The following is a 24,166-nucleotide window of genomic DNA, read 5'->3' on the forward strand; positions in this document are numbered from 1 at the left end:
TTATTGTGATAAATCAATTACGAATTGCGAATTACGAATTACGAATGAAAAGCGAAGACCGAAGCGGATATTCGCTTCGGTCTTCGCTTTTCATTCGTAATTCGTAATTGGTAATTCGTAATTCCTTGTATTAGTAGCCAAATATTTCTTCCATCGTCAGCTTCTTCACTTCTCCCATTTTCTTCAGATCATCCAGGTTGATCTTCTTTTCAGAGGCAACAATGCAATAAGTATATGGTTTATGTGCGAGGTTGTCGTCATGAAATTTCTTCACATCACTGAAGTTCATTTTATCGATGGATTCATATACCTGTTTGCGGATATCGGTGTTCAGGCCCAGCTTTTGTGCAGCGAGGTAGCTGAAGATGATGCCATCGTTGGTGATACGTTCGGTTTCGATTTCCTGTTTCATGGATTCCTTGGCTGTTGCCAGCATTTTATCGGAACGGGGAATCTCATTCAGGAGTTCGTTCATGCCTTTGATGGCGTCATTCATTTTATCGGCCTGGCTGCCCACGTAAGCGATGGCGGAATAGCGCTCTGCTTTTTTATCAGGAGATGCATAGAAAGCGTAGGTAGAGTATGCCAGTGCTTTTGATTCGCGGATAGTCTGGAATACGATAGAGCCCATACCACCACCGAAGTAGTTGTTAAACAGGGAAACGATACCTGTTTTAGCAGGGTCGTAGGTGCTGCTGTTACCGATCCAGTTTACTTCGGTCTGTACCATGTCGTAATCAGCAAATAATACCTGAGTCTGGCCTGGTGCTGCCTTGTGGAAGGCAATAGCTGCCGGTGCTTCTTTGAAGGCGGCTGGCAGCGGGTGCAGTTTTTTAATATCTGCTGCTGCATCTGCAAGGGCTTTTGGTCCGAAGTAGATGACAGTATGCTTATAGGCAGGCAGTTCATGCAGGAGGTCTGTCAGTTCCTTAGCGGAAACAGCATCCAGTTCTGCCTGGCTCAGCTGATTGTTGAACGGATTTTTTGCACCATACATGGCATAGTTAACCACGCCGCTCATGATGGATTTCTTGCTCAGCTTGGCATCGGCACGGCCTTTCTGGATGCGGCCTTTCAGGGCAGCCAGGGCAGCTTCATCCGGTTTGCAGTTGCTCAGGATATGTTCAAACAGGGACACGGCCTTATCGAAATTTTCCTGTAACCCGCTGATAGTGATGCTGGTATTTTCACCGGAAGCGGAAATGCTGAAATTGCAGGCGATGTTATAGAATTCCTTGCTGATCTGCTCGGAAGTGTATTTGTCTGTGCTGAGGAACTGCAGGTAAGAAGCAGCCAGGTTCAGCTTTTTATTGCTGTAGGTCCCCATGTCAAATCTGTAATACAGGCGGAACAGACCATTGTCTTTATTCTGCACATACATGAGCTGGGTGTTACCTAAAGGAGCTGTCTGAAAATCTTTTTCATAATCGAGCCACAGTGGTTTTACCGGGGTGGCAGGCATGGTTTCTATTTTCTGCAGGAAAGCGGATTGTGCTTCACGGTTTACTTCAATCGGGGTGATAGCGGGTTTCTCTACTTTCTCGATGCTTTTATCTTCGCCTTTACGTTTGTACACCAATACGTAATTATCCTTGAAATACCTGTTGGCATAATCAACGATCTGTTGCTTGGTTACTTTGCTCATATCATCGATGTAGGCTACATCAAAGGCCCAGTTGGTAGCGCGGCTCTTAATGAAAGCGTCCATGATAGAAGTGGCGCGGGTGTTATTGCTTTCCAGCCCCTGTAATTCGCCCAGTTTGGCGTTGTTTACGATGGCTTTTACCAGTGTTTCATCGAATTCTCCCTTCTTCAGAATTTCCAGCTGTCCCAGCAGCAGGGCTTTTACTTCTTCCAGCGTCTGGCCTTGTTTGGCTTTACCGGAAAGCGCCAGCAGGGAGTAGTCTTTCAGGTTCATTACCTGAGCTTCTGCGTTGAGGGCTTTCTGCTGTTTGTTGATATTGAGGTCGATAAGACCGGCTTTACCATTGCTCAGGATACCTGACAACACGCTGAGTACCAGGTTGGACCTGGTATCCAGGGCGCCGGGCAGTCTGAAGGCGAGATCCAGGCTTTCCGCATCCGGACCGAATACTTCTTTTACGACAGGAGCGCTGATCGGAGCTTCCGCCGCTGGTTTATATTCTTTAACAGGTTTGGGTTTCATGTAGCTAAAGCGCTGGTCAATAGCCTTGATAACGTAATCCGGGTCAAAGTCGCCGGCCATTACCACAGCCATGTTATTGGGCACGTAGTAGGCGTTGTAAAAGTCGCGGATAACTTTAAGGTTAGGGTTTTTCAGGTGTTCAACCGTACCGATGGTAGATTGCTGCCCATAGTTGTGGGTAGGGAACAATGCAGCGAGCATGGTTTCGTACACTTTGCGGCCGTCGTTGTCCAGTCCGCGGTTTTTCTCTTCGTACACGGCTTCCAGCTCAGTATGGAAGAGGCGGAATACCGGGTCTTTGAAGCGTTCGGCCTGAACGGTCAGGTATTTATCGATGGCGTTGGAAGGAATATCTTCTTCGTAGATGGTTTCTTCCACCCAGGTGTGGGCATTGGTTCCCTGGGCGCCCATGGAGGTCATCATTTTGTCGTATTCATTGGCGATCGCAAATTTTGCTGCGATACCGGAGATGCTGTCGATTTCATGATACACTGCTTTACGGGCGTCAGCGCCGGTAGTTTTGTTGTATTTGTCGTACAGTTTTTCTATCTGGTCGATATACGGTTTTTCCTTTGCCCAGTTCAGGGAGCCGTATTGCTGGGTGCCTTTAAACAGCAGGTGTTCCAGGTAGTGTGCCAGCCCGGTATGATCCTTCGGGTCGTTGTTACTTCCGGCGCGGGTACCTATCAGGGTCTGGATGCGCGGGTCTTTTTTGTTCACGCTCAGGATAACGGTCAGGCCGTTTTTAAGTGTATAGAAGCGGGCTTTCATCGGGTCGTCGGTTACATATTTATAGGTATACCCACCTGATGATGCTTCTTTCCACTGATGGTTTCCCTGGGCCATGGCGGTTTGCACGGTACAGGGCAACATCAGCAGTAAGGCCGCCTGTTTGAACAGTTTCATAGAAAAATATTTAATGTTTGGTTTAGAAATTGTTGCCAAATATAACCGGAAGGATAAAAAAAACCGGAATTTAGGGAGGATAATTCTATGAGCGGTAAGACAGACTGATTTTCAACCGATTGTAAACCGGAAAAAACAAGGACAGGGATTTCCTTTTATTAGCTGATTATCAGGGGATAAGGAAATTCATTAAAGATGAGGGCCGTTTTACTACGATTAAATGGTTGTAAGTGTACGGCTCTTTTGACAGCGGGGGATAATAGCTGACGGCTTCTTTTTTTCCGTAGCGGGCCAGCAGCGGTGAATTTGCCTGAATGTCGACAGTCTTTTTCTGAATAATGGTTGATCCGGCGGAGTTTTGCAGGGTTCCGGCTGAAATATCGACCGGCAGTTCCGGTTGATTACTTTCCATGACAAGGGCAGATTTAACCCCCAGCAAACGTTTTTCACATGAGTGAATCCATGCAATCCCGCTAATACATGCCATCAGCGCAACGAAAGAACGCATAAACGCAGTTTTTAGTCTGATCTGAAAAAGTCTAAAAACCGTTAAACCGCAATCCAATGGAGAACGGATATTGTTGTAACCCGTAATCGTGCAGTGGTGTAAGGGCAAAATTGCCATACAGCTTAACCGGGCCGTAGCCAAGTTCGCTGGTAAGTCCGAAGCGCCACTTGTTGAGATTGAAGTCGTCGGTTTTTCTCACTTTGCCTCTCTCCTCGCTTATCTGTTTGGTTCTGGATTTGATCAGGTAACCTCCGGAGACGCCGATACTCGCCTGGAACGCGCGTCCAGGGCGGGCGGGGTTAGAATTAAAATTGAGCATTACCGGGATAGAAACGTACTCGGCAAATAGCTTGTTTTTTGAAAATTCTACGCTGTCTCTGATGATTGTTGTCGGATAACCCGGTTGATAGGTGATATTCCGGGCATACCTGAAATTATTCATCTCCACTCCCAAGGCATATAACAAGTTTAGTTTGTGTTTTGTTATATTAAGTCGCTGTTCAAATAGCCAGATATTAAAATTGATGGATTTTCCGGTGATAAGTTTAAACTCCGAAGGTGTTAAAGGTTCGCTGCCGCTTCTGGGGGCAAAGGTAGCCAGGCCTACGGCGGAGTAATCGTATGATTTGGAGGCGGGCATGCCGCTGTTATATAAACTGGTGGTATTGGGGTAATACGCCAGGAAGCTGGCGCCGCCGTATTCGCTTCTGTCTATAAAATTGTTGAACCCCAGGTCAAAAACGAACCATCTTGTCTGCAGGTTCTTTTTAAGTTTGGTGCGGGCATAGGCGGTATCATTATAAAATTTATAGCTGGTACGGCCTTTTTCATTCTTCCCTTTTATGATGATCAGCCCTTTGATCTGAATTGTATCCGCGGTGGCAGCAGCAGTATTTTTAGGGCTATCCAACTTTTGCGCCTGGGCCAATCCTACACTCAGCACTAACAATAAACAGAGTAAAACTTTATGCTTCATATGCTTTTACCATCATTTTTATTTGCTTTTTCTCCGGGAGAAAAATTTAGCTACGTTGGTTACTTTATCAAGGATGCGACTATCGCTGCCACTTACCGACATAATCAATTCTCCTTTAATGGGAGCTGGTTCTGGTGTTGGTGCGGGGTTGACGGAGGCAGGAGCGGTGTTGCCGGCCGGTATATTGGCAGCTAACAACGGTTCCTTACCTGTGCCGGCGGCAACGGTATTGTTATCTATTGGTCTTACAGCGGCAATGGTCGTATGCTGCTGCAGGTGTTTTTCTATTACTTCGTCTGTAGTATTACGGGGAGGAGGCAGCTGGGAAAGCGCAGGCGTTTCTGTTTTGGCAGCTGCGGCCAGTACTGGTTCAGGAGCCTGATCTGCAGCGGGCGCCTTAGCAGTTGCTGCGTGGCTTTCTTTTACAGAAGCTGCTACTGTAGCGCGTTCGGGCTTACTGCGTGCAATATCTGCCGTGGCGGTGGCCGGAGCAGGCGCGGCTTCTTCCCTGGTGGTGGAAGGCGCTGCCGGTGTAATCATGGTTTCCTGCGTGATATTGCCGGATGCGATAGCCGGGTGTGGCTGCTGTACCTGGGCGGGCATCATCCAGATGATGATTCCTGCCAGTACGGCCGCAGCGGTAGCTCCCCACCATACGGCAGAATGCATCCGTACCGTGCGTGTACGCTGTTTGTACAGGGCGGCTTTATTATCGAATACAATACTGGTATCCGGTTGCAGCTTCACAGCTGTCAGCCGGGCCAGCTGTTGTTCCTGCTCAGGATGACGGAGCAGCCAGGATTTCAGGTCAGCCTCTTCCGTGGAGGAGAGCTCACCGTCAATGAAACTGCACATCAGCGCTTCATAGTCCGCTTCTGCCGTATCTTTCCGGTATAACATGGCTTTGTTAGCGAAGGTGAGGGTTTCATCAGGCACCAGGCGGATTCCCTGCAATACATCCAGCTCCTGTCTGGCAGACGGGTGCTTTTGCAGGAAATTTTCCAGCGCATGTCGTTCCTCTTCCGTCAGTTCGTTGTCCACATAACTGAGGAGGAAACCTTCATAATTCGATATGTTAATATCTACAGCCAATTATTTATTATAAAAAATTATAAAACATTTTCCATCTTCACAAGATAATTTTTCAGATGTAACCTGGCCCTGTGGAGGTAAACTTTTACCTGGGACGGGTTCAATTCCATTATCTCCCCTATCTCTTCATAGCTATATCCTTCATAATCCTTCAGCATGATCAGCGACCGTTGTACTTCACTCAGTCTGGCCAGTGCCTGCTGAATCACTTCCCGGGCGTTATGTACCTTATGTTCAGCTATTTTTTCTTCTTCCTTAAACTGTTCCACCAGCGTTATCCGCTTATTCTTACGCACATGGTCGATCATATTGTGGTACGCGACTGTAAACAGGTATGACTTTGCCTTTTCAAAAGGCACATCCTGGCAGTGCTTCCACAATATTTCGAAGGCGTTCTGTACTACATCCCTGGCATCTTCCGCATGATCCAGATTTTTTATGATAAAGCGGAAAACATTGTCCGAATACAGATCCACACATTTGTTGTACTCCTTTTCCGTCATTCCGGTGGTGCGGGATTTTAGTGCTAAGTTCCGACATTTAGTTCAATACCCCATCATGGTCTAAATCCAGCCTTCCCACTCCACTTGTCAGCGCTGCAAATCAATATACGTGGCAGGAACAGTTTCTTTTAAACTGATGATCAACCTCTTATCTTCCAGCCATTGGTTTATTCCGTTATCCACAGGTCTGATTCTCAGTTTTCCATTACATGGCATCTACAATCATGATAGTATTATGACGGAATGCGGTTCATAAATGTTACAGCTGGGTCAAACTTTTTACATCAAAAGTCGTTACTGGTTTACACGATACATAATCGTAATACATTTATTGCCCATAACTTTGACAAAGCGTTATAAAACATTGCATTTATTATGAATGAGAAGTTTACAACCCGTTTACGGGAAGAACTGGACGAAATCAGCAAAGCCGGTCTGTATAAGAGAGAGCGTATTATTACGTCTGAACAGGGAGCTGAAATACAGGTAGGCGGTAAAACGGTTATAAATTTTTGCGCCAATAACTACCTGGGGCTGTCTTCCAACCCGGCTGTGGTAAAGGCTGCGAAAGATGCCATTGACACACATGGTTATGGAATGAGCAGCGTTCGTTTCATCTGTGGTACGCAGGATATTCACCGGGAGCTGGAAGAAAAGATCTCCAAATTTCTGGGAACAGAAGACACCATTTTATACGTAGCTGCCTTCGATGCGAACGGCGGTGTATTTGAGCCATTATTCAACGAGCAGGACGCCATCATTTCCGATGCGCTGAATCATGCGTCTATCATTGACGGTGTGCGCCTGTGTAAGGCGCAGCGGTTCCGCTACGAGCACAATAACATGGCAGACCTGGAAGCCAAACTGCAGGAAGCCCAGGGCTGCCGCAGCCGTATCATTGTTACGGACGGCTCTTTCAGCATGGATGGCACTATTGCTCAGCTCGATAAAATCTGTGACCTGGCCGATAAATATGATGCCATTGTGATGTCCGACGAAAGTCATTCTTCCGGATTTCTGGGCAAAACCGGCCGCGGCACCCATGAATACCGTGGGGTAATGGGCCGGGTGGATATCATCACCGGTACGCTGGGTAAAGCGCTGGGCGGTGCTTCCGGCGGTTTCACCAGCGGACCGAAAGAGGTGATCGACATCCTGCGCCAGCGCAGCCGTCCGTACCTCTTCTCCAACTCCGTAGCTCCCAGCATTGTAGGCGCTTCCATCGCCGTACTGGATATGTTGAGCGAAACCACGGCGCTGCGTGATAAACTGGAATACAATACCCAATACTTCCGTACCAAAATGACGGAAGCTGGTTTCGATATAAAACCCGGCGATCACCCGATTGTACCGGTAATGCTTTACGATGCAGTGCTGAGTCAGAAAGTAGCAGAAAAGCTGCTGGAAGAGGGCATCTATGTAATCGGCTTCTTTTTCCCGGTGGTGCCCAAAGGCCAGGCGCGTATCCGTGTGCAGCTGAGTGCCGCGCATGAACAGGCGCATCTTGACAAGGCCATTGCAGCCTTTACCAAAGTGGGTAAAGAGCTGGGAGTAATTAAATAACGCGCAGTATACATTGCGGATATCAGCGGGGATTCAGCGGGTGAGAGTATGCACCTGCCTGAATCTTCGCTTTTTTATGCTGAATTGGCCGTCTTCTCTTTACATTTGCACCTGATTATTTACTAAATCTATGCAGATGAAACGATTTGGCTGGATGTTATTAGCGATAGGCATTGCGTTTACAGCCTGTGCGCCAAATAACGTTAAAGAAGAAAAATCCTGGGAGAAATATTTTACCCGGTTCAAGGTGGAAGGCACCTTTATGTTATTCAATAATGCCCAGGGCGAATTCAAGGTTTATAATCTGGAAAGGGCGAAAGAACGCTTTACGCCTGCATCTACCTTCAAAATTTTCAACTCGCTGGTTGGTCTGCAAACCGGCGTGATCGGCGATACCGGCATGGTAATTCCCTGGGATGGTGTAGTACGCAACATGCCGGGCTGGGACCAGGACCAGAGCATGGCACAGGCTTTCAAAGTTTCTGATGTGCCCTATTTTCAGGAAGTAGCACGCCGGGTAGGTAAGCAAAACATGCAGCTGTGGCTGGATTCTGTGAAATATGGCAATATGAAAATCAGCAAAATCGATACTTTCTGGCTCGATAACTCCCTCCAGATCTCTCCGGACGAAGAACTGGGATTTGTGAAAAAACTATATTTCGATCAGCTGCCTTTTGCCAAAACCAACATGAAATCTGTCAGAGAAGTAATGCTGGTTGAAAAAACCCCTCAATACGAACTCTCCTACAAAACAGGATGGGGCCGTTCCGGCGCTAAAAATATCGGCTGGATCGTAGGCTGGATCGAAGAAAACAGACACCCCTCCTTCTTTGTGCTGAACATAGAATCAGAAGATCCCAAATTTGATATGGTCGCCGCCCGTAAAGCCATCCTCCACGACATCCTCACAGAGGCCGGCTACTTCAAAGGCGAAATGTAACTATTTGATTATTTGAGATTTGGTCATTTAAAATGCAGCGGAGATTTACGGGTAAAAACCACTGTAATCTCCGCTGCATTTTAAATGACCAAATCTCAAATAATTAAATAAATACATCCTGATAGGCCCCGATTTGGTTAAAAAAAACCTAAACCCCTAGACTCCCTCTTGTAATACGTGACAAAAAAATTATTTTTGAGATCTTGCCACCTTTCTTTGGGGTAAGCCATCTTAAAGTGAAATATGTTACGTTTTCAGCATAGTGAATATTTATGGGCCCTGACCCTGCTGCTGGTTCTGCAGCTTGCCTTCCTGGGAATATCCTGGTGGAAGCGGCGTTCCATACGGCGTATAGGGGATACCGCACTGGTAGAAAAGCTGTTTACCGGATACTCCCGTAAGCTGTTTGTACTTAAATTTCTGCTCATCTTCCTCGCGTTCTTTTTTGGTGTAATCGGACTCGCAAATCTGCAGAAGGGCAGCCGCATGGAAAAAATTACCCGCAAAGGCGTGGATGTAATGATTGCGCTGGATGTCAGCAAAAGTATGCTGGCAGCGGATATTCAGCCAGACAGGCTCACCCGCGCCAAACAACTCATCAGTAAGCTGATGGATAAACTGGATAACGACCGCGTAGGATTGGTGGTATTTGCCGGTAACGCCTACCTGCAGATGCCGCTCACCATCGATTACTCTGCGGCTAAAATGTACCTCAGCACTGTTTCCCCTGATATGATCCCTACACAGGGCACTGCCATCGGGCAGGCTATCCAGGTCAGCGACGATGCCTTCAATAAAAAAGAACGCAAACACAAAGCACTGGTAGTCATCTCCGATGGCGAAGACCATGACGAAAGCGCCCTGCAAAAAACCAGGCTGGCTTTCGATAACGGCGTTGTTACCAACACCATTGGTATCGGATCTGTCAACGGTTCCCCGCTGCCCGATCCGGAAACCGGCGGTTACAAAAAAGACCGTGAAGGCAACACCGTTATATCCAAACTCAATGAAAATGAGCTGAAAGGCATTGCTGCCGCAGGTAAAGGGCTGTATCAGCACCTGGATAACAATACAGATGAAGTAGTAAACACGCTGGTGAATAAAATCGACAGCATGGAACAGAAAGAATTCGGTGAAAACGTATTCACAGATTATAACAGCTACTTCCAGTATTTTCTGGGCGTATGCCTGGCACTGCTGCTGATAGAATTTTTCATTCCGGAAGTACGCCGCAACAAGGTTTCCGCGGAAACCCCGGTGGCATAACTTATATTACGATCATGAAAATTACGCTGATAAAATATTGTCTGATGGCTTCGGCACTACTGCTCACCGGCATTACCGCCTCCGCGCAGAACGGGTCCAACAAGTTTATCCGTAAGGGTAACGAGCTGTATCTGAAACAACAATACACCGACGCTGAAGCCAATTATAAAAAAGCACTGGAACAAAATGCACAATCTGCCATCGGCAGCTATAACCTGGGAAACTCACTCTACCAGCAGAAACGCTTCGATGACGCCCGCAAGCAATACGCCAACAGCCTGAAAATAGGCGATAAAAAAGACGTGTCTGCCAACGCCGATTATAATATCGGCAACACCTACATGGAAGGCAAAAAATGGGAAGAAAGCATCAAATCATACAAACAGGCGCTGAAAATAAATCCGGCTGACGAAGATGCCCGCTACAACCTCGCCTATGCACAGACCATGCTGAAAAAACAACAGCAAGGCGGCGGCGGTGATAATAAAGACAACAAGGATAAAAAAGATAACGACAAGAGTAAAGACAAACAGAAAGACGATAAAAGCAAAGACAAAGACCAGCAGAAAGATCAAAAGGATCAGAACAAAGACCAGCAGAATAAAGATCAGAATAAGGATAATAAAAACAAGGACGATCAGCAAAAACCTGAACCACAGCCCAGCAAGCTGAATAAACAGGAGGCAGAACGCCTGCTGCAGGCCCTCTCACAGGAAGAAAAGAAACTGCAGGATAAAGCGAAAAAAGCAAAAGGCCAGCCAGTTCCGGTAGAAAAAGATTGGTAGGAGTTATTTTATTATTTTTTTATTTGAGATTTTGAATAAATAGAGAAGCCCTTTGGGTTTTAATTACGAATTGCGAATTACGAATTACGAATTACGAATGAGGAGCGAAGACATAAGCGGATAAAGAATTTACTTCTTCGCTTATGTCTTCGCTCCTCATTCGTAATTCGTAATTCGCAATTCGCAATTCGTAATTAAAACCCAAAGGGCTTCTCTATTTATTCAAAATCTCAAATAAAAAAATAATAAAATAAAAAAACCGGAACAAGATTATTCCGGCCATTTTACCTAAACCTACAACGTTACGCACGGTAACAGTCTTTATTCCTGAAAGAAAGGAACTGTTTAAAATAAGGGTTGGGGTCTGCCTGTCTTACCGGGCTTCTCTTTACCCACTCCCCGGCCGTTGTTCGTCGTTAATTCATTTATCCTGACTATTGGCAGACACCTTCCCTTTTTAAACACACATTATTTTGTCACTGCCTGTAACAGTGCGCCTTCTTTAATTTCATCGCTGGCATTCTGTACCAGCTGATCGTTGTCAGACAGGTTGCCGAATACTTCCACTTTTCCATCAGCTTCATTACCCCGCTGCACTGGTATCCATACTGCTTTTCCTGCAGTCATTTTAATGACGAATACTTTTTCTGAGTTGCTGACAAGCGCACTTTTCGGAATTACGTATACATCCTTTTTACCGGGCAGCGGCAGGCTTACTTCTGCGTACATGCCAGGCAGCAGGCGTTTCTCCTTATTGGCGATATCCATTTCCAGCAGTTCGGACCTCATCCTGGTATCCAGGCTGCCGGCGATGCGGTTCACCTGCGCTGTGAATGTGTCTCCCGGCAGGGACTTCACCGTGAAATGCACCTGTTCTGCACGGTGTGCGTCATCTGTATATATTTCAGGAACGGCAACGGCTAAACGGAGTTTCTGCTGTTCTTCCAGGCGGAACAACGGCCGGTCGGATCCTTTTCCGGCTGGTCCTACATAGGCGCCGGGGTGTACGTTACGCTGGCTGATAACTCCTCCGAAAGGTGCGCGGATAACGAGGTAGCTGAGCATTTGCTGTACTTCATGAATGGCGCTGCGTGCGGAAAGGTACTCTGCACTGTCTGCGCTCATCTTTTCAAAAGCCATGTCCAGGTCATTCGGAGAAATGGTTCCCGGCACCTTGCTGGTTTTCAGCAAGCGGTTGTAAGTAGCGCGGCTGGCGCGGAACATCGCCTCTTTGGTATGCAGCCGGGATTCGGCTTCCAGCAGCTGCGTATGCATTTCAGGTGCGTCGAGGGTAGCGAGCACCTGCCCCGCCGTCACCTGGCTGCCCAGATCTACATTTACATTCTTCACATAGCTGTTCACCTTTGCGTACAGGTCAGCAAACTGGAAGGGCTTAATTTCTCCGGGCAGTTTCAGACCGGCATCCAGCTGACTTTTATGCAGCGCAATCAATTTCACCTGCACACCCTGACTTTCGGTGTGCTCGTCGTCTTCAGCGCGGCTACTGTGGCAGGCGGTGAAGGATAATGCCAGCGGCAGCAAGGCAACGTACAGGCTGTATTTATGTATAGTCATTTGTGTTAAATATCGTTTAGTCATATAGGTTATGCTTTAGCAGGAACATAAAACTGGCTTTCCTTATCATCAGGATCCAGGGAAACGGAGGTTACAGCGCTTTTCCGTTGTACCCATGCAAATATCAGCGGCAGGATAAACAGTGAAGCAAACGTGCTGGCTATCAGCCCACCGATTACAGCGCGGCCCAGCGGGGCTGTCTGATCTCCGGCCTCACCAAGCCCCGATGCCATTGGTATCATACCGGCTACCATCGCTATACTGGTCATCAGGATAGGACGCAGCCTGATAGAAGTGCCTTCCAGCGCAGACCTGCGGGAATCATGATTTTCCAGACGCAGTTTTTCCGCATTGGTAACCAGCAGGATGGCATTGGCGACCGATACCCCTACGGACATAATGATACCCATGTAAGACTGCAGGTTCAGCGTGGAACCGGTCAGCAGCAACATGATCAGGGATCCCGCCAGTACCGCCGGCACTGTAGATACCACTACCAGCGCTACTTTGAACGACTGGAAGTTGGCCGCCAGCAGCAGCAGGATAACGATTACCGCCACCAGCAAACCTGTCTGCAAGCTGTTCAGCGTTTCATCGAGCAATGTCATGAGGCCGCGTTTCTCTACAGAGATGCCACGCGGTGGCTCTCCTGCACGTTCAATAGCTTTGGATACGGCTGCGGTAGCAGTGCCCAGATCTTTTTTGTGGATGTTGGCCCCGATAGAAATGATACGCACAGCACCCAGACGGTCATACTGCCCGATAACGGTATCCGGCTGCAGCGTGGCTACATCGCCCAGTACCGGCCGGTCGCGGTCTTTGCTGACCGGAATGGCATTCATATCGCTGATGGCAGCCATCGTATTTTCCGGTACGGAAATCTGCACAAAATAAGAGGTCGCATTTTTTTCATCCAGCCACACGTTCTTCTCTGTAAATCTGCTGGAAGATGTAGCGGCCGTTAACGAACGGGAGATCTCTCCTACCGTTACACCCAGCTGAGCGGCGCGGGTACGGTCAATGTTGATGCGGATAGCCGGGTAATCCAGTGGCTGATTGATCTGTACATCCCGGAGATAAGGTATCTTCTTCATCTCCGCCAGTATCTTTTCTGCAAAAGGACGGCTGTCTTTGAAATTCTTACCCATTACCGCTATCTCAATAGGTGTACTGGCGCCCTGACTCATCACTTTATCTGTCAGATCTATCGGTTCAAACGACATCTTCACATCCGGCATTTCAGCGTGTATGCGTTTCCGTAGTTTCTCCTTAAATTCATCCATATTGATCTTAAAATCTTCTTTCATATTCACCTGCAGCACCGCTTCGCTGGGCGTAGCCATGAACAGGTAAATGGGGTTGGTGGAATACGACGACGGATGCGTTCCTATGAAAGAAGATGTGATGTCGATGTTTTTAGCACCGACGATCTCTTTTAAAATTTCCGTCGATTTCATGAGCATGGTTTCCGTGCGCTCCAAACGGGTTCCGATGGGCGCTTTCAGCCGTAACTGGAATTGTCCGTTATTCAGTTTAGGTAAAATATCACGGCCTATAACACTTATACATATGGCAACTATACCCAGCACCCCGATGAAATATGCGCCTATAACCAATTTACGGCGGCTCATCAGGTTTTCCAGCCATCCCATAAAGTGTAGCTTGAAGCGGTCAAAACGGGAGATGCTTTTAGGGTGCTGTTTTTCATCTGCCAGCTCGGTTTCAATATACCCGGCAGATTTATGTGCTTCATTACTGAAAATATGGTGATGATGCCCCTGGAATTTATCGGCTTTCAGCATCCAGTTGGCAAGAATGGGCACCATCGTTTGTGAAAGCAGGTAAGAAGCAATCATGGAGAAACCGATTGCCAGCGACAAAGGCATGAACATCGCACGGGGTACGCCTTTCATCGTAAATGAAGGAGCAAATACCGCCAGGATACACAGTAATATCAGCAACTTGGGGAATGCAATTTCCTGGCAGGCATGCCAGATGGCCTGTGCTTTAGGTTTTCCCATCTCCATGTGCTGATGAATATTTTCTATCGTTACGGTAGATTCATCTACCAGGATACCGATAGCGAGTGCCAGGCCACTGAGTGTCATGATGTTGATAGTCTGGCCAAACATCTTCAGACACAACACCCCGACAATAATGGACACCGGTATGGTGATGATTACAATATATGCGCTGCGGCGGTCGCCCAGGAAAAGGAGTACCATCAGGGCAGTCAGCACCGCTCCTATAACACCTTCACTGATCAGGCTTTTCACAGCGTTCACCACATATACGCTCTGGTCGAATACGAAAGATACTTTCACATCTTCCGGTAATAATTTCTGAATATTGGGCAGCGCTTTTTTCAGGTTGTTCACCACCGTCCAGGTAGATGCATCTGCTGTTTTAATGATGGGCAGGTATACGGATCGTTTTCCATCGATGATGGCATAGCTGCCGGTAATATCCGCGCCATCTTCCACTTTGGCAACATCGCGGACGAATACGGTTTGTCCGTCGTTTTGCGAGAGTGGTATAGCTTCAAATTCCTTCACCGTCCGTAACACCGTATTGGCGGGCGTCATGTAGGTAACATCACCTATACGCACGTTTCCGGAGGGAGAAATCTGGTTATTATCTTTTACAGAGGCCACAATCTGATCGGGGGTAAGGTGGTGGCTGCGCATCAGCTGCGGGTCTACGTGAATAACAATGGTACGGGAGTTACCGCCAAACGGTGCCGGCGAGGTAAGTCCGCCGATACGACTGAAGGAAGGCCGGACAATGGTCATCGCCAGATCCTGCAGTTCGTTGTTGCTGCGGGTAGCGCTGCTCAGCGCCAGCTGTCCGATAGGCAGTGTGGAAGCGTCGAAGCGGATGATAAACGGAGGCTGTGTACCGGCGGGCATCGCGGAAAATGCGCGGTTAGCCATCGCCGTGACCTCTGCCGCTGCCTGCGCCATATTGGTGCCTTCGTAGAAGACAATCTTAATCATGGTCAGACCCTGAATATTTTTGGCTTCTATATCTTTTACGCCTGTTACATACAGGAAGAGATTGGAGTAGTTGGTAGCAATAAAACCTTCCATCTGTTGCGGCGACATTCCGCCATAAGGCTGCGAAACGTAGATGGCCGGCAGGTTCAGGTCCGGAAAGATGTCTATCTTAATATCCCGCATAGACGAAATACCGAAGAATAACAGGCCCACCACGACAACAATAATGGCGATCGGTTTTTGCAATGCGGTTTTAATCAGATTCATGGGTCAATCATTGTACTGTTGGTAATTAAATGTTCATCTCATCAATAGCTGTTCAGAAACAGTTGCAGATCCCCTATGGTAGCTGCTTTATAAAGTACGGCCTGCCATATTCCGTTATAGGCAATGTCCCGGTCTGTTTCTGCACGATTGATATTATACAGTGCCTGCGACAGATCGGCAATATTGGAAAGACCGTTTTCGTACAGGGTACTTTTCTGCAGAAATGCATCACTGGCGGCTTTCAGGCCGATGGGCGCCTCCCTGTATTTTTTCACGGCATTGATCATTTGCTGCTCCGCCAGCTGCAATTGCTGCTGCAGGCGGTGATAGGTCTGATTGTATTCATGCTTCAGTCCTTCTGTAGTATAGTGCTGGCGTGCTACCTGAGCATGGGTGCGCCACAGGTCCGTAACCGTCCAGGAAAGATTAAGCCCTACCAGGTAGTTGGATCTTGTAGGATGAATGCCATCCCAGTAGCCCTGACTGTAGTGATCCAGCCCGGTGATGCCATAGTCGCTGCTAAAGCCGGAGCCGCGTGTTTGCATGACTCCCATGAAAGACAGACGGGGCATCACATTTTTACTGATAAACTGCTGACTGGCTTCACTCAGTGAAATACGGCTGCTGAATAATTTCAGCAGGGGCTGTTGTTTCAGGGTGATACTATCTGCTGTGGTGGCCGTTTCCGTGAGTTCTTTCGGCACCCTTGTCACGAAAGAGGTATCGAGTGTAAATTCCTGCGGCGGCACATCCATCATTTCAGCGAGCTTATTGCCCTGCACCTGTTCAAAATTAACAGCGTCGATCAATGTCAGCTGCGCCTTTGATACTTCAGCATTGGCGATAGAGCTGTCTACACCGGCGCTGAGGCCGTTCAGGGCGCGGCTGACGATCAGGCGCTGCAGTTCTTTTGCGCGCTGCAGGTTGGATACCATGGAGCCACGGAGCCGTTGCGCTGCCAGCAGGTTCAGGTATGCGCCGGCGATCCTCACCTGTTGTTCAAATTTTTCCTGTTCCAGGTCTGCTGTACTGTTATGCAGCTGTTCTTTTGCCAGTCCTACCTTGGCTGTTCTGCGGCCGAAGGTGACTACGTCCCAGCTGATATTTGCGAGGTAAAGCCCACCGAATGCGGCGTTCCAGTTCTGTGCCGGCAGGGCGGGACCGGAAGCGCCGGTAGACCATCCTTTGTAAGCCCATACGGGGCCGTTCTGTCCGTTCACTGTTCCGTAGCTGTTCTGGGCGGAGAGGTTCAGATCAGGGAGAAATTCTCTGCGTACAGCACTGATATTTTCGTTGGCAGACTTTGCGTAGTTTTCCTTTGCTTTGATAGATTGATAATTGTTCAACCCCGTTTGCAAGGCTTCCTGCAGTGTGAGTGGCCGGGCTTGTGCCATCACCATAGTCTGGCCACATCCTGCGGCAAGAGCCAGCAGGAACATTGGTTTCCAGATGTTCATAAATTATTCTAATAGCGTCTAAAAAAGCCGTTGATCAGGGCGGAGTAAAATCGTATGCAAATGTAGGACGTGGGAGCAGGCGGGTGTTAGGACAAATCAGCTATTGACTTGTACTATTTGAACATCATGTCCCGGAAGTCCTGCGGGGAGATGCCTGTATTATTTTTAAAAAAGCGGCTGAAGTAGGCCGGGTCTTCGAATCCCAGCATATAACAGATCTCTTTGATACTTTTATGGCTGAAAGCCAGGTTACGTTTAGCTTCCAGTACGATACGGTCGTGCAGCAGTTCTGTAACGGTGCGGCCGGTAGTTTCCTTGGTGATTTCGTTGAGTCTTTTTGGTGTCAGCGCAAAGGCGTTGGCATAAAAGGCCACCTGGTGTTCCGTTGGGTAATGCTGTTCCAGGAGGCGGCGCAGCTGTACTACTCTGGCGTCATGATTCAGCGGCATCATGGTTTCGGTGGCGTTGCGTTTCTTTTCCCGTTCAGCCAGCAGCAACACGGCATTCAGGTAATGTTTTACGATACTGCGGTTATTGGTGCAGCACTGGTGATTTAATTCATTGGAGATCAGGTTCACCAGGCCCTGGAGGGCGGTAGCAGTAACATCGCTGACAGAGATGGGACCGTAGCCATGCCAGTTGTCAAACAAGTTGGAATAATCGTAAAGCGTTTCCTTATCGTGTTTGTTGGTAAAGTAAAATTTCTCTGTGAAGAAGATAGAATATCCTTCCCGGTAGCAGTCCAGCTGATGTACCTGGCCGGGCCGCAGCAGGAACACCATATTATCTTCCACATCATACCACACGAAATCCACCATGTGTCTGCCTTTGGCGCGGGTTAACCATATTATCTGGAAATGGTCGTGGCGGTGTGGCTGATTGGTGAATTCATTAGTATTGTTATTGTCCAGCTGACAAATACGGAACTGTTCCTGGTAGAGCAGTTGCTGGTACGGTATGTCCAGTCCTTTATTAGGTAACATAAGCGCCTCAAATTTACGTCATCCGGCGTTATATACGGTTCCCTGAGGCTACCGTTCGTATAATTTAATGTAGCTTTAAGGTCCGCGGGATTGCACCGCAGGTTTATTAACTTTGCCTGGCAGGAAAACAAAATCGTATGCAACTTTATTGCAACTCATTAACAGAATATAAACGACTGGCAACGCTGGAAGTAAAAGTAGGTGATCTGACCATCGGAAATTTCAATCCTATCAGGATTCAGACGATGACCACTACAGACACTATGGATACAGCCGGCACAGTGGCACAGTCTATCCGCTGCATCGAAGCAGGTGCAGAACTGGTGCGTATTACAGCACCCAGTAAAAAGGAAGCTGAAAATCTTCTGAATATAAAAAATGAACTGCGTAGAAAAGGTTATACCACTCCGCTTGTGGCCGATATACACTTTACCCCCAATGCAGCGGAAATAGCCGCCCGCATTGTAGAAAAGGTACGTGTCAATCCCGGCAACTATGTGGATAAAAAGAAGTTCGAAACGCTGGATTACACAGACATTGAATATCAGGAGGAAATTGACCGCATCAGGGAAAAGTTTACGCCTCTGGTAAGCATCTGTAAGGAATATGGTACCGCCATGCGTATCGGCACCAACCACGGCTCGCTGAGCGACCGTATCATGAGCCGCTACGGCGACACGCCTATGGGCATGGTGGAAAGCGCCATGGAATTCCTGCGCATCGCGGAAGATCTGCACTACCGTAACATCGTGCTGAGTATGAAAGCCAGCAACCCGCAGGTAATGGTACAGGCCTACCGCCTGCTGGTGCAAACCATGCAGCAAGAGCTGGGCCACTGCTACCCGCTGCACCTGGGTGTTACAGAAGCCGGCGATGGAGAAGACGGCCGTATCAAATCGGCCATCGGTATAGGCACCCTCCTGGAAGACGGCGTGGGCGACACTATCAGGGTATCGCTGACAGAAGATCCTGAATTTGAACTGCCTGTTTGCCGGGATATCATCAGTCGCTACACACACCGCGAAGCCGGCAAACCCGCATCTGCACAGCCGGTAGGCACACTCCCCTACTCTCCTTATTCCTACAAACGCCGCGAAAGTCTGGTAGTGGATAATACCGGAGATAAACACGTGCCTGTGGTCGTAGCTGATTTTAAAGATGCCGCTGCCCTGCAACCGGCAGACCTCAACGCTATCGGCTATACGTACGATGAGCCGTCTGACAAATGGAATATTGCAGATGCCGCAGCAGACTACATTTACACCGGCTCGCAGGCACCCGCCTTCGCCTTGCCCGGAACACTGCAGGTAATCACTGATGTAGCTCACTGGCGCACCCTGGCAGACAAGGAATCATATGTACCTTACTTCACGGCCGCACAATACCTGGAAAACAACACCGGCGGTAAAAAGAATATCGTAGCCATCAGCTGCGATGACCTTGATACCACCGATAATACCCGCCTGTTTACCGCCCTGCAGCAGCAGGCTACAGGCGTTATCCTGGCGGCATATGCCACCGGAAGTAATGCTATGGCTGCCATCAGGCAACTGTTTATCATCCTGGCAGAAAAAAATATAGGCGTTCCCGTTATCATACACAGCATCAGTCCCCGGTCCGCCATGGACGAACACCTGATCCATCATGCCACAGAAGCCGGCGCACTCCTGCTCGATGGCTTCGGAGACGGATTATGGCTGACCAACCACGGACAGGACGCTACCCAGCACAGCACATTGAATAATATTGCTTTCGGGATATTACAGGCTACCCGTACCCGCATCTCCAAAACAGAATATATTTCCTGCCCGTCCTGCGGCCGCACGCTGTTTGATTTACAGGAAACCACCGCCCGCATCCGGGCAGTGACCCATCACCTGAAAGGCGTTAAAATCGCCATCATGGGCTGTATTGTGAACGGCCCCGGTGAAATGGCAGATGCCGACTTCGGATATGTAGGCAGCGGCGTGGGTAAAATAACACTGTACCGGGGTAAGGAAATCGTGAAACGCGGCCTTAACAGCGACGTTGCCGTGAATGAACTGATTGACCTGATCCGCGAAAATGGCATGTGGGTAGAAAAACAATAATTAAATATTGCTTAAAATCAGACAGGCCGGGTGATTCTGGTAAGTAAATTGCTTAATTTTTGGTAAAACATACTTTATGAAAAAGTTCCTTACCGGGATGCTGGCATTATTCATGGGAGCATCCGTAGCAATGGCCCAGGCGCCCGCTGCAACACCTGCCAAAAAAGAAGCTAAAGTTGCCAAAACTAAAATTGAACAGACTTCAGCACCTAAAGCCAAAGCAGAAGCCAAACCAGTTGTCACCGCCAAAGGCGATACCCATCTGAAAAAAGATGGTACCCCCGACAAAAGATTTAAAACAAACAAAGACGCAGCCTCCGAAGGCCCAAAGAAAAAAGACGGCACCCCGGATATGCGCTTCAAATCAAATAATAAAGAGGCCGGCAAGAAAAAAGCATAGTTATTTGATTATTTAATTATTTGAGATTTGATTATTTGATTGACGGATTTTGGAATTTTTTGATTTTGGAATTTATTAATGCACCAAAGATCTAAGCGTAATTATTCGCTTAAGTCTTCTCTGCATTAATAAATTCCAAAATCAAAAAATTCCAAAATCCGTCAATCAAATAATCAAATCTCAAATAATTAAATAATCAAATAAAACTTACATTTATTCCATGTTCGATTTCAGACTCAAAGTATTTTATACGGTGGCCAAAAGACTCAGCTTTACCAAAGCTGCAGAGGAACTGTATATTTCACAACCCGCAGTGACCAAACATATTCATGAACTGGAGCAGCAGCTGGGCATGGCTTTGTTTGAAAGAATAGGGAACAGGATTAAACTGACGCGCGCCGGCCAGCTGGTGATGCATCATGCAGAAATTATCTTTACTGATTACCGCAACCTGGAATATGACATCAATCAGTTGAAACATACCCAGGGCGGGCTGCTGGCAATAGGCGCCAGTACTACCATTGCACAGTACCTGCTGCCGCCGCTGCTCGCAAAATTCAACCAGCGCTACCCGGATGTTAAAACCTCGCTGACCAACGGCAATACCGAACAGATAGAACAGGCGCTGTTTGAAAAAAGTATACTGTTAGGAATCATAGAAGGCAGCTCCAAAAATCCGCTGCTGAAATATGTAGAATTCGCGAAAGATGAAATTGTACTGGTAGGCAATGCCAGTCATCCTTATGGTAAGGGAGAACCGCTTACTCCCGCCGATCTGAAAACCATTCCCCTGCTGATGCGGGAACATGGCTCCGGTACCCTGGAAGTAATCACAGATGAACTTAAACGGCTGAAAATCAAGATCACAGACCTGAATGTGGCCATGTATATGGGCAGTACCGAAAGTATTAAATCATATCTGCGGCATTCTCCCTGTGCAGCGTTTATTTCGTTACAGGCTGTGCAGCGGGAGCTGCAGACAGGCGAGTTCACTGTTATACCTATCAGGAATTTCCGGATAACGCGGAAGCTGCACTTCACCTACCTGCAAGGGCTGCAGGACAAACTGGCGCAGCTTTTTATTAAATTCTCCCGGCAGCATATTACCGAATAGGGCGCAATTCCCCGCGTAACAGCCGCCACTGTATCATTTCCCCTGTCATACCATTTTCCTGCATACCCAGTTTTTCCAGTACCCTGCGCGAGGCGGTATTGGTGACATCGCATTCCGCTACTACTTTTTTCACATGTGGCTGCTGAAATGCCCAGTGAACCAGGGCGGTGGCTGCCTCCTGCATATAGCCCCGGTCGCGGAACTGCGGTAACAGGGAATAGCCTATCTCCACCACGCCGTTTTTATCAGGGCGGCCTTTAAACCCCACATCCCCGATCAGGGTTTTATCTTTCGCATCAATGATGACCCATAGCAGCCATGGAAATGCTTTAGGATCGTCCTGCAGGGTTTCTATCAGGTGAGGCAGCTGTTCTTTCAGGTCCGCCAGTGGCCATTCCGGCGGAATGCGTGCCTGCAGGGATTCCGCTGCGTGCGGATCCTGCAGATAAATTTCCGTTATAACGGGCAGCCGGCATGGGAATACCAGCAGCCTGGATGTTTGAAGGGGTAACATAAACAGGTAGTTATAGCAATAATAAATGTGCTACCAGTTACCGGATTTCAATCCGGCGGTATCCAGTGTTTCTCCCGGTTTCATCACATGAATCTGTAACCGTCCGAGGTCTTCAGTAAGTTCTTTAAATCGTTCGGGCGTTCCCGTGAGGGTCGGCATTGTTCCGTAATGGCAGGGTATCACGTGCCTGACTTTCAGCAGGCGGGTAGCGAAAGCAGCTTCCAGTGGCCCCATTGTAAAGCGGTCGCCTATCGGCAGGATGGCGATATCCGGTTCATAAATTTCTCCTATCAGGGCCATATCCCCGAAAACAGAGGTATCGCCGGCATAATATACGGAAGTATCGTCGCTCATCCACACGATAAAGCCGTTGGAGGCGTGGGTATAGCCAATTTTACCATCCGGCAGGTATACCTGTGCAAAGTGGAATGCATTGGTCATGGTCACCTTGGTATTCAGTACGGAGACGGTACCGCCTGCGTTCATGGGTTCGAACACGGATTCCGGTATACCATTTTCCAGAAGGAACAGGCGCACGATGGGGTTGGCAATAACTTTGGGCGAGCTGTTACGGATGATGTCCATAATCTTTGCGTCCAGATGGTCCCGGTGCCCATGGGTCAGCAGGATGAGGTCAATTTTTTCCGGAATGGTATATCCGGCGGGAAGAGCCGGATTACCGGTAAACCAGGGATCTATCAGAATGATTTTCCCTTCAGGCGTCGTTAGTTGAAAACTGGCGTGTCCGATAAACAGGATCTGGGCGTGTTGCGTGCTCATAGTCATCTGGCTTTTTTACCTTATCTAAATATACTATTTCTCTCACATGAAAGTTGCCAAATAAAAAATCCTGCCCGGTAATTAAACCAGGCAGGATGCTTTTGTATAAACGGGTAAAGTTTATCTGCGTTGTAATGTATAGATGATAGCGGCGGATTTACCTTCAAAGCTCACATTTGCTCTCCAGGTCATGGTGCTGCCGGCGCCCATTACCTGTACATAATAGCCATCAGCCACATTTTTAGCTTTGGTACCGCTGATCAGCTTTTTAAAACCGAACATGGTAACACCGCCTTGTTTGCTGAGCGTCCAGACGATATTCTGTGTAGCCGGGCTGCAGCCGCTTTCGGAAGAAGAAAGCGTATAGGAGCCATTAGCATTGTTATCCGGTAATACCCACTGGCTGCCTACGAAGCATTTGGCTTCGGCCTGATCAAAAACAGTTACTTTGGCGTTTTCGGGGATACCTTCATATTTAACATCAGATAAGATCCAGTTTCCTTTAACTGACGCTTTGTTAATGTCGGTGGTAACACCTTGTTTGGGGGAGCAGGAAGTTCCTGCTATAGCGATCAGGGCCAGAAATAATGCTGCTAATGATAAATTTTTCATGGGAAATGAATTTGTATGTTTAATGCCTGTGTATTCAACAGCTGTAATCAAATAAGGTTTATAACAGCCTGAAATGCGCTGGCAAGTTCAGCATTTACAATAAACGTACCAAATGAAAAATTATCATCCCGGGATAACTGACTGAACCGCGGGGATGGCCGGTGTTTTCAGTCTGATGAGAATGTCTTCGAGTTTTTCTGTCCGTTTATGAAAATACCAGGTACTGGCAGCGAGGGACATTGCCAGTACACAAACGGCGATGAATGCACAGCGCCACCAGATGCTTACTTCTATCCGGCGGTTCCAGCCGCCTGGCTTCACATGAATATATTCAGGCTCATCGTTCCGGGGCGGGCGGGTTTTTGTGCTGTAAGTACGGTAATGTTTCCCTCCGCTGTAATTCCGGTGGATGCTTTGCATTACTTCATCCTTGAGGGCGTATGGCGGGTCTACGGCTTCTTCCAGCAGCTTTCTTTCTATTTTCAACTCAACTGCGGCAATCTCCTGTTCAAGAATAGGGAATTGCTGACGAAGGTACGCGAGTTCTTGCTCCTGCTCAGTTGTGGCAAGGCCAAGTAAAAAACGCTCTATTACCCCACTGTCTATGTAGTCTCGTAAATTCAAGCCACGGATTTAAGGAACGACTGCCGTTAATATAAATTTTATCCTCTA

Annotated in this window: 20 protein-coding genes; 7 read left to right on the forward strand and 13 right to left on the reverse strand. The window is 47.9% G+C overall.

The annotated features are described in order from the left end of the window. Positions 1 to 130: 130 nt before the first annotated feature. The 5 genes from GWG06_RS16950 to GWG06_RS16970 all read right to left on the reverse strand — a co-directional run bounded on the left by GWG06_RS16950 (position 131) and on the right by GWG06_RS16970 (position 6,152). Complete coding sequence (locus GWG06_RS16950) at positions 131 to 3,073, reverse strand: M16 family metallopeptidase (protein WP_127043313.1); 2,943 nt, start codon at positions 3,071 to 3,073, stop codon at positions 131 to 133. A 169-nt stretch (positions 3,074 to 3,242) separates the two neighbouring features. Next, entirely contained in the window at positions 3,243 to 3,581 is a 339-nt protein-coding gene (locus tag GWG06_RS16955; protein WP_160714593.1) for a hypothetical protein, read from the reverse strand. Positions 3,582 to 3,612: 31 nt separating this feature from the next. Next, the gene (locus tag GWG06_RS16960; RefSeq protein WP_127043315.1) at positions 3,613 to 4,557 is read right to left on the reverse strand and encodes an outer membrane beta-barrel protein; all 945 of its coding nucleotides are present in this window, start codon (positions 4,555 to 4,557) and stop codon (positions 3,613 to 3,615) included. Between the two features lie 18 nt (positions 4,558 to 4,575). Then, positions 4,576 to 5,649, reverse strand: a complete 1,074-nt coding sequence (locus GWG06_RS16965) for an anti-sigma factor family protein (RefSeq protein ID WP_160714595.1) — start codon at positions 5,647 to 5,649, stop codon at positions 4,576 to 4,578. 17 nt (positions 5,650 to 5,666) lie between these two features. Next, positions 5,667 to 6,152: an RNA polymerase sigma factor gene (locus GWG06_RS16970; protein ID WP_127043317.1), complete on the reverse strand. Its 486-nt coding sequence runs from the start codon at positions 6,150 to 6,152 to the stop codon at positions 5,667 to 5,669. A 375-nt stretch (positions 6,153 to 6,527) separates the two neighbouring features. Between GWG06_RS16970 and kbl the strand changes: the two genes are divergently transcribed. The 4 genes from kbl to GWG06_RS16990 all read left to right on the forward strand — a co-directional run bounded on the left by kbl (position 6,528) and on the right by GWG06_RS16990 (position 10,706). After that, on the forward strand, positions 6,528 to 7,715 hold the full coding sequence (gene kbl, locus GWG06_RS16975) for a glycine C-acetyltransferase (protein ID WP_127043318.1): 1,188 nt from the start codon (positions 6,528 to 6,530) through the stop codon (positions 7,713 to 7,715). A gap of 136 nt (positions 7,716 to 7,851) precedes the next feature. Next, complete coding sequence (gene blaOXA, locus GWG06_RS16980; RefSeq protein WP_127043319.1) at positions 7,852 to 8,655, forward strand: class D beta-lactamase; 804 nt, start codon at positions 7,852 to 7,854, stop codon at positions 8,653 to 8,655. 243 nt (positions 8,656 to 8,898) lie between these two features. After that, complete coding sequence (locus GWG06_RS16985; protein ID WP_127043320.1) at positions 8,899 to 9,921, forward strand: VWA domain-containing protein; 1,023 nt, start codon at positions 8,899 to 8,901, stop codon at positions 9,919 to 9,921. 44 nt (positions 9,922 to 9,965) lie between these two features. Continuing rightward, a complete protein-coding gene (locus GWG06_RS16990; RefSeq protein ID WP_160714597.1) occupies positions 9,966 to 10,706 on the forward strand; it encodes a tetratricopeptide repeat protein in 741 nt (246 codons plus the stop codon). 468 nt (positions 10,707 to 11,174) lie between these two features. On the opposite strand, the gene GWG06_RS16995 is transcribed toward GWG06_RS16990, so the two are convergent. The 4 genes from GWG06_RS16995 to GWG06_RS17010 form a co-directional block, all read right to left on the reverse strand. Further along, the gene (locus GWG06_RS16995; protein ID WP_158631657.1) at positions 11,175 to 12,281 is read right to left on the reverse strand and encodes an efflux RND transporter periplasmic adaptor subunit; all 1,107 of its coding nucleotides are present in this window, start codon (positions 12,279 to 12,281) and stop codon (positions 11,175 to 11,177) included. Between the two features lie 29 nt (positions 12,282 to 12,310). Beyond that, positions 12,311 to 15,544, reverse strand: a complete 3,234-nt coding sequence (locus GWG06_RS17000) for an efflux RND transporter permease subunit (RefSeq protein ID WP_127043974.1) — start codon at positions 15,542 to 15,544, stop codon at positions 12,311 to 12,313. Positions 15,545 to 15,585: 41 nt separating this feature from the next. Continuing rightward, complete coding sequence (locus GWG06_RS17005) at positions 15,586 to 17,001, reverse strand: TolC family protein (RefSeq protein ID WP_202183039.1); 1,416 nt, start codon at positions 16,999 to 17,001, stop codon at positions 15,586 to 15,588. Between the two features lie 113 nt (positions 17,002 to 17,114). Continuing rightward, positions 17,115 to 17,984: a helix-turn-helix domain-containing protein gene (locus GWG06_RS17010; protein ID WP_160714599.1), complete on the reverse strand. Its 870-nt coding sequence runs from the start codon at positions 17,982 to 17,984 to the stop codon at positions 17,115 to 17,117. A 137-nt stretch (positions 17,985 to 18,121) separates the two neighbouring features. Between GWG06_RS17010 and ispG the strand changes: the two genes are divergently transcribed. From ispG to GWG06_RS17025, 3 genes are all read left to right on the forward strand, one after another. Continuing rightward, the gene (gene ispG, locus GWG06_RS17015; protein WP_160714601.1) at positions 18,122 to 20,074 is read left to right on the forward strand and encodes a (E)-4-hydroxy-3-methylbut-2-enyl-diphosphate synthase; all 1,953 of its coding nucleotides are present in this window, start codon (positions 18,122 to 18,124) and stop codon (positions 20,072 to 20,074) included. A gap of 76 nt (positions 20,075 to 20,150) precedes the next feature. Beyond that, positions 20,151 to 20,474 carry a hypothetical protein gene (locus tag GWG06_RS17020; RefSeq protein WP_160714603.1) on the forward strand — a complete coding sequence of 108 codons (324 nt, stop codon included), beginning with the start codon at positions 20,151 to 20,153 and terminating at the stop codon, positions 20,472 to 20,474. A 220-nt stretch (positions 20,475 to 20,694) separates the two neighbouring features. Beyond that, a complete protein-coding gene (locus GWG06_RS17025) occupies positions 20,695 to 21,588 on the forward strand; it encodes a LysR family transcriptional regulator (RefSeq protein WP_160714605.1) in 894 nt (297 codons plus the stop codon). On the opposite strand, the gene GWG06_RS17030 is transcribed toward GWG06_RS17025, so the two are convergent. The 4 genes from GWG06_RS17030 to GWG06_RS17045 form a co-directional block, all read right to left on the reverse strand. Beyond that, positions 21,578 to 22,102 carry a GNAT family N-acetyltransferase gene (locus GWG06_RS17030; protein ID WP_127041864.1) on the reverse strand — a complete coding sequence of 175 codons (525 nt, stop codon included), beginning with the start codon at positions 22,100 to 22,102 and terminating at the stop codon, positions 21,578 to 21,580. The genes GWG06_RS17025 and GWG06_RS17030 overlap by 11 nt on opposite strands. A 30-nt stretch (positions 22,103 to 22,132) precedes the next feature. Continuing rightward, positions 22,133 to 22,882, reverse strand: coding sequence for a metal-dependent hydrolase (locus GWG06_RS17035; protein WP_202183040.1), 750 nt, complete (start codon positions 22,880 to 22,882; stop codon positions 22,133 to 22,135). 120 nt (positions 22,883 to 23,002) lie between these two features. Beyond that, positions 23,003 to 23,494, reverse strand: a complete 492-nt coding sequence (locus tag GWG06_RS17040; RefSeq protein WP_127041860.1) for a lipocalin family protein — start codon at positions 23,492 to 23,494, stop codon at positions 23,003 to 23,005. A gap of 123 nt (positions 23,495 to 23,617) precedes the next feature. Beyond that, entirely contained in the window at positions 23,618 to 24,118 is a 501-nt protein-coding gene (locus GWG06_RS17045) for a hypothetical protein (protein ID WP_160714607.1), read from the reverse strand. Positions 24,119 to 24,166 lie beyond the last annotated feature (48 nt).

Source organism: Chitinophaga solisilvae (assembly GCF_009928525.1).
Taxonomy (GTDB): Bacteria; Bacteroidota; Bacteroidia; order Chitinophagales; family Chitinophagaceae; genus Chitinophaga; species Chitinophaga solisilvae.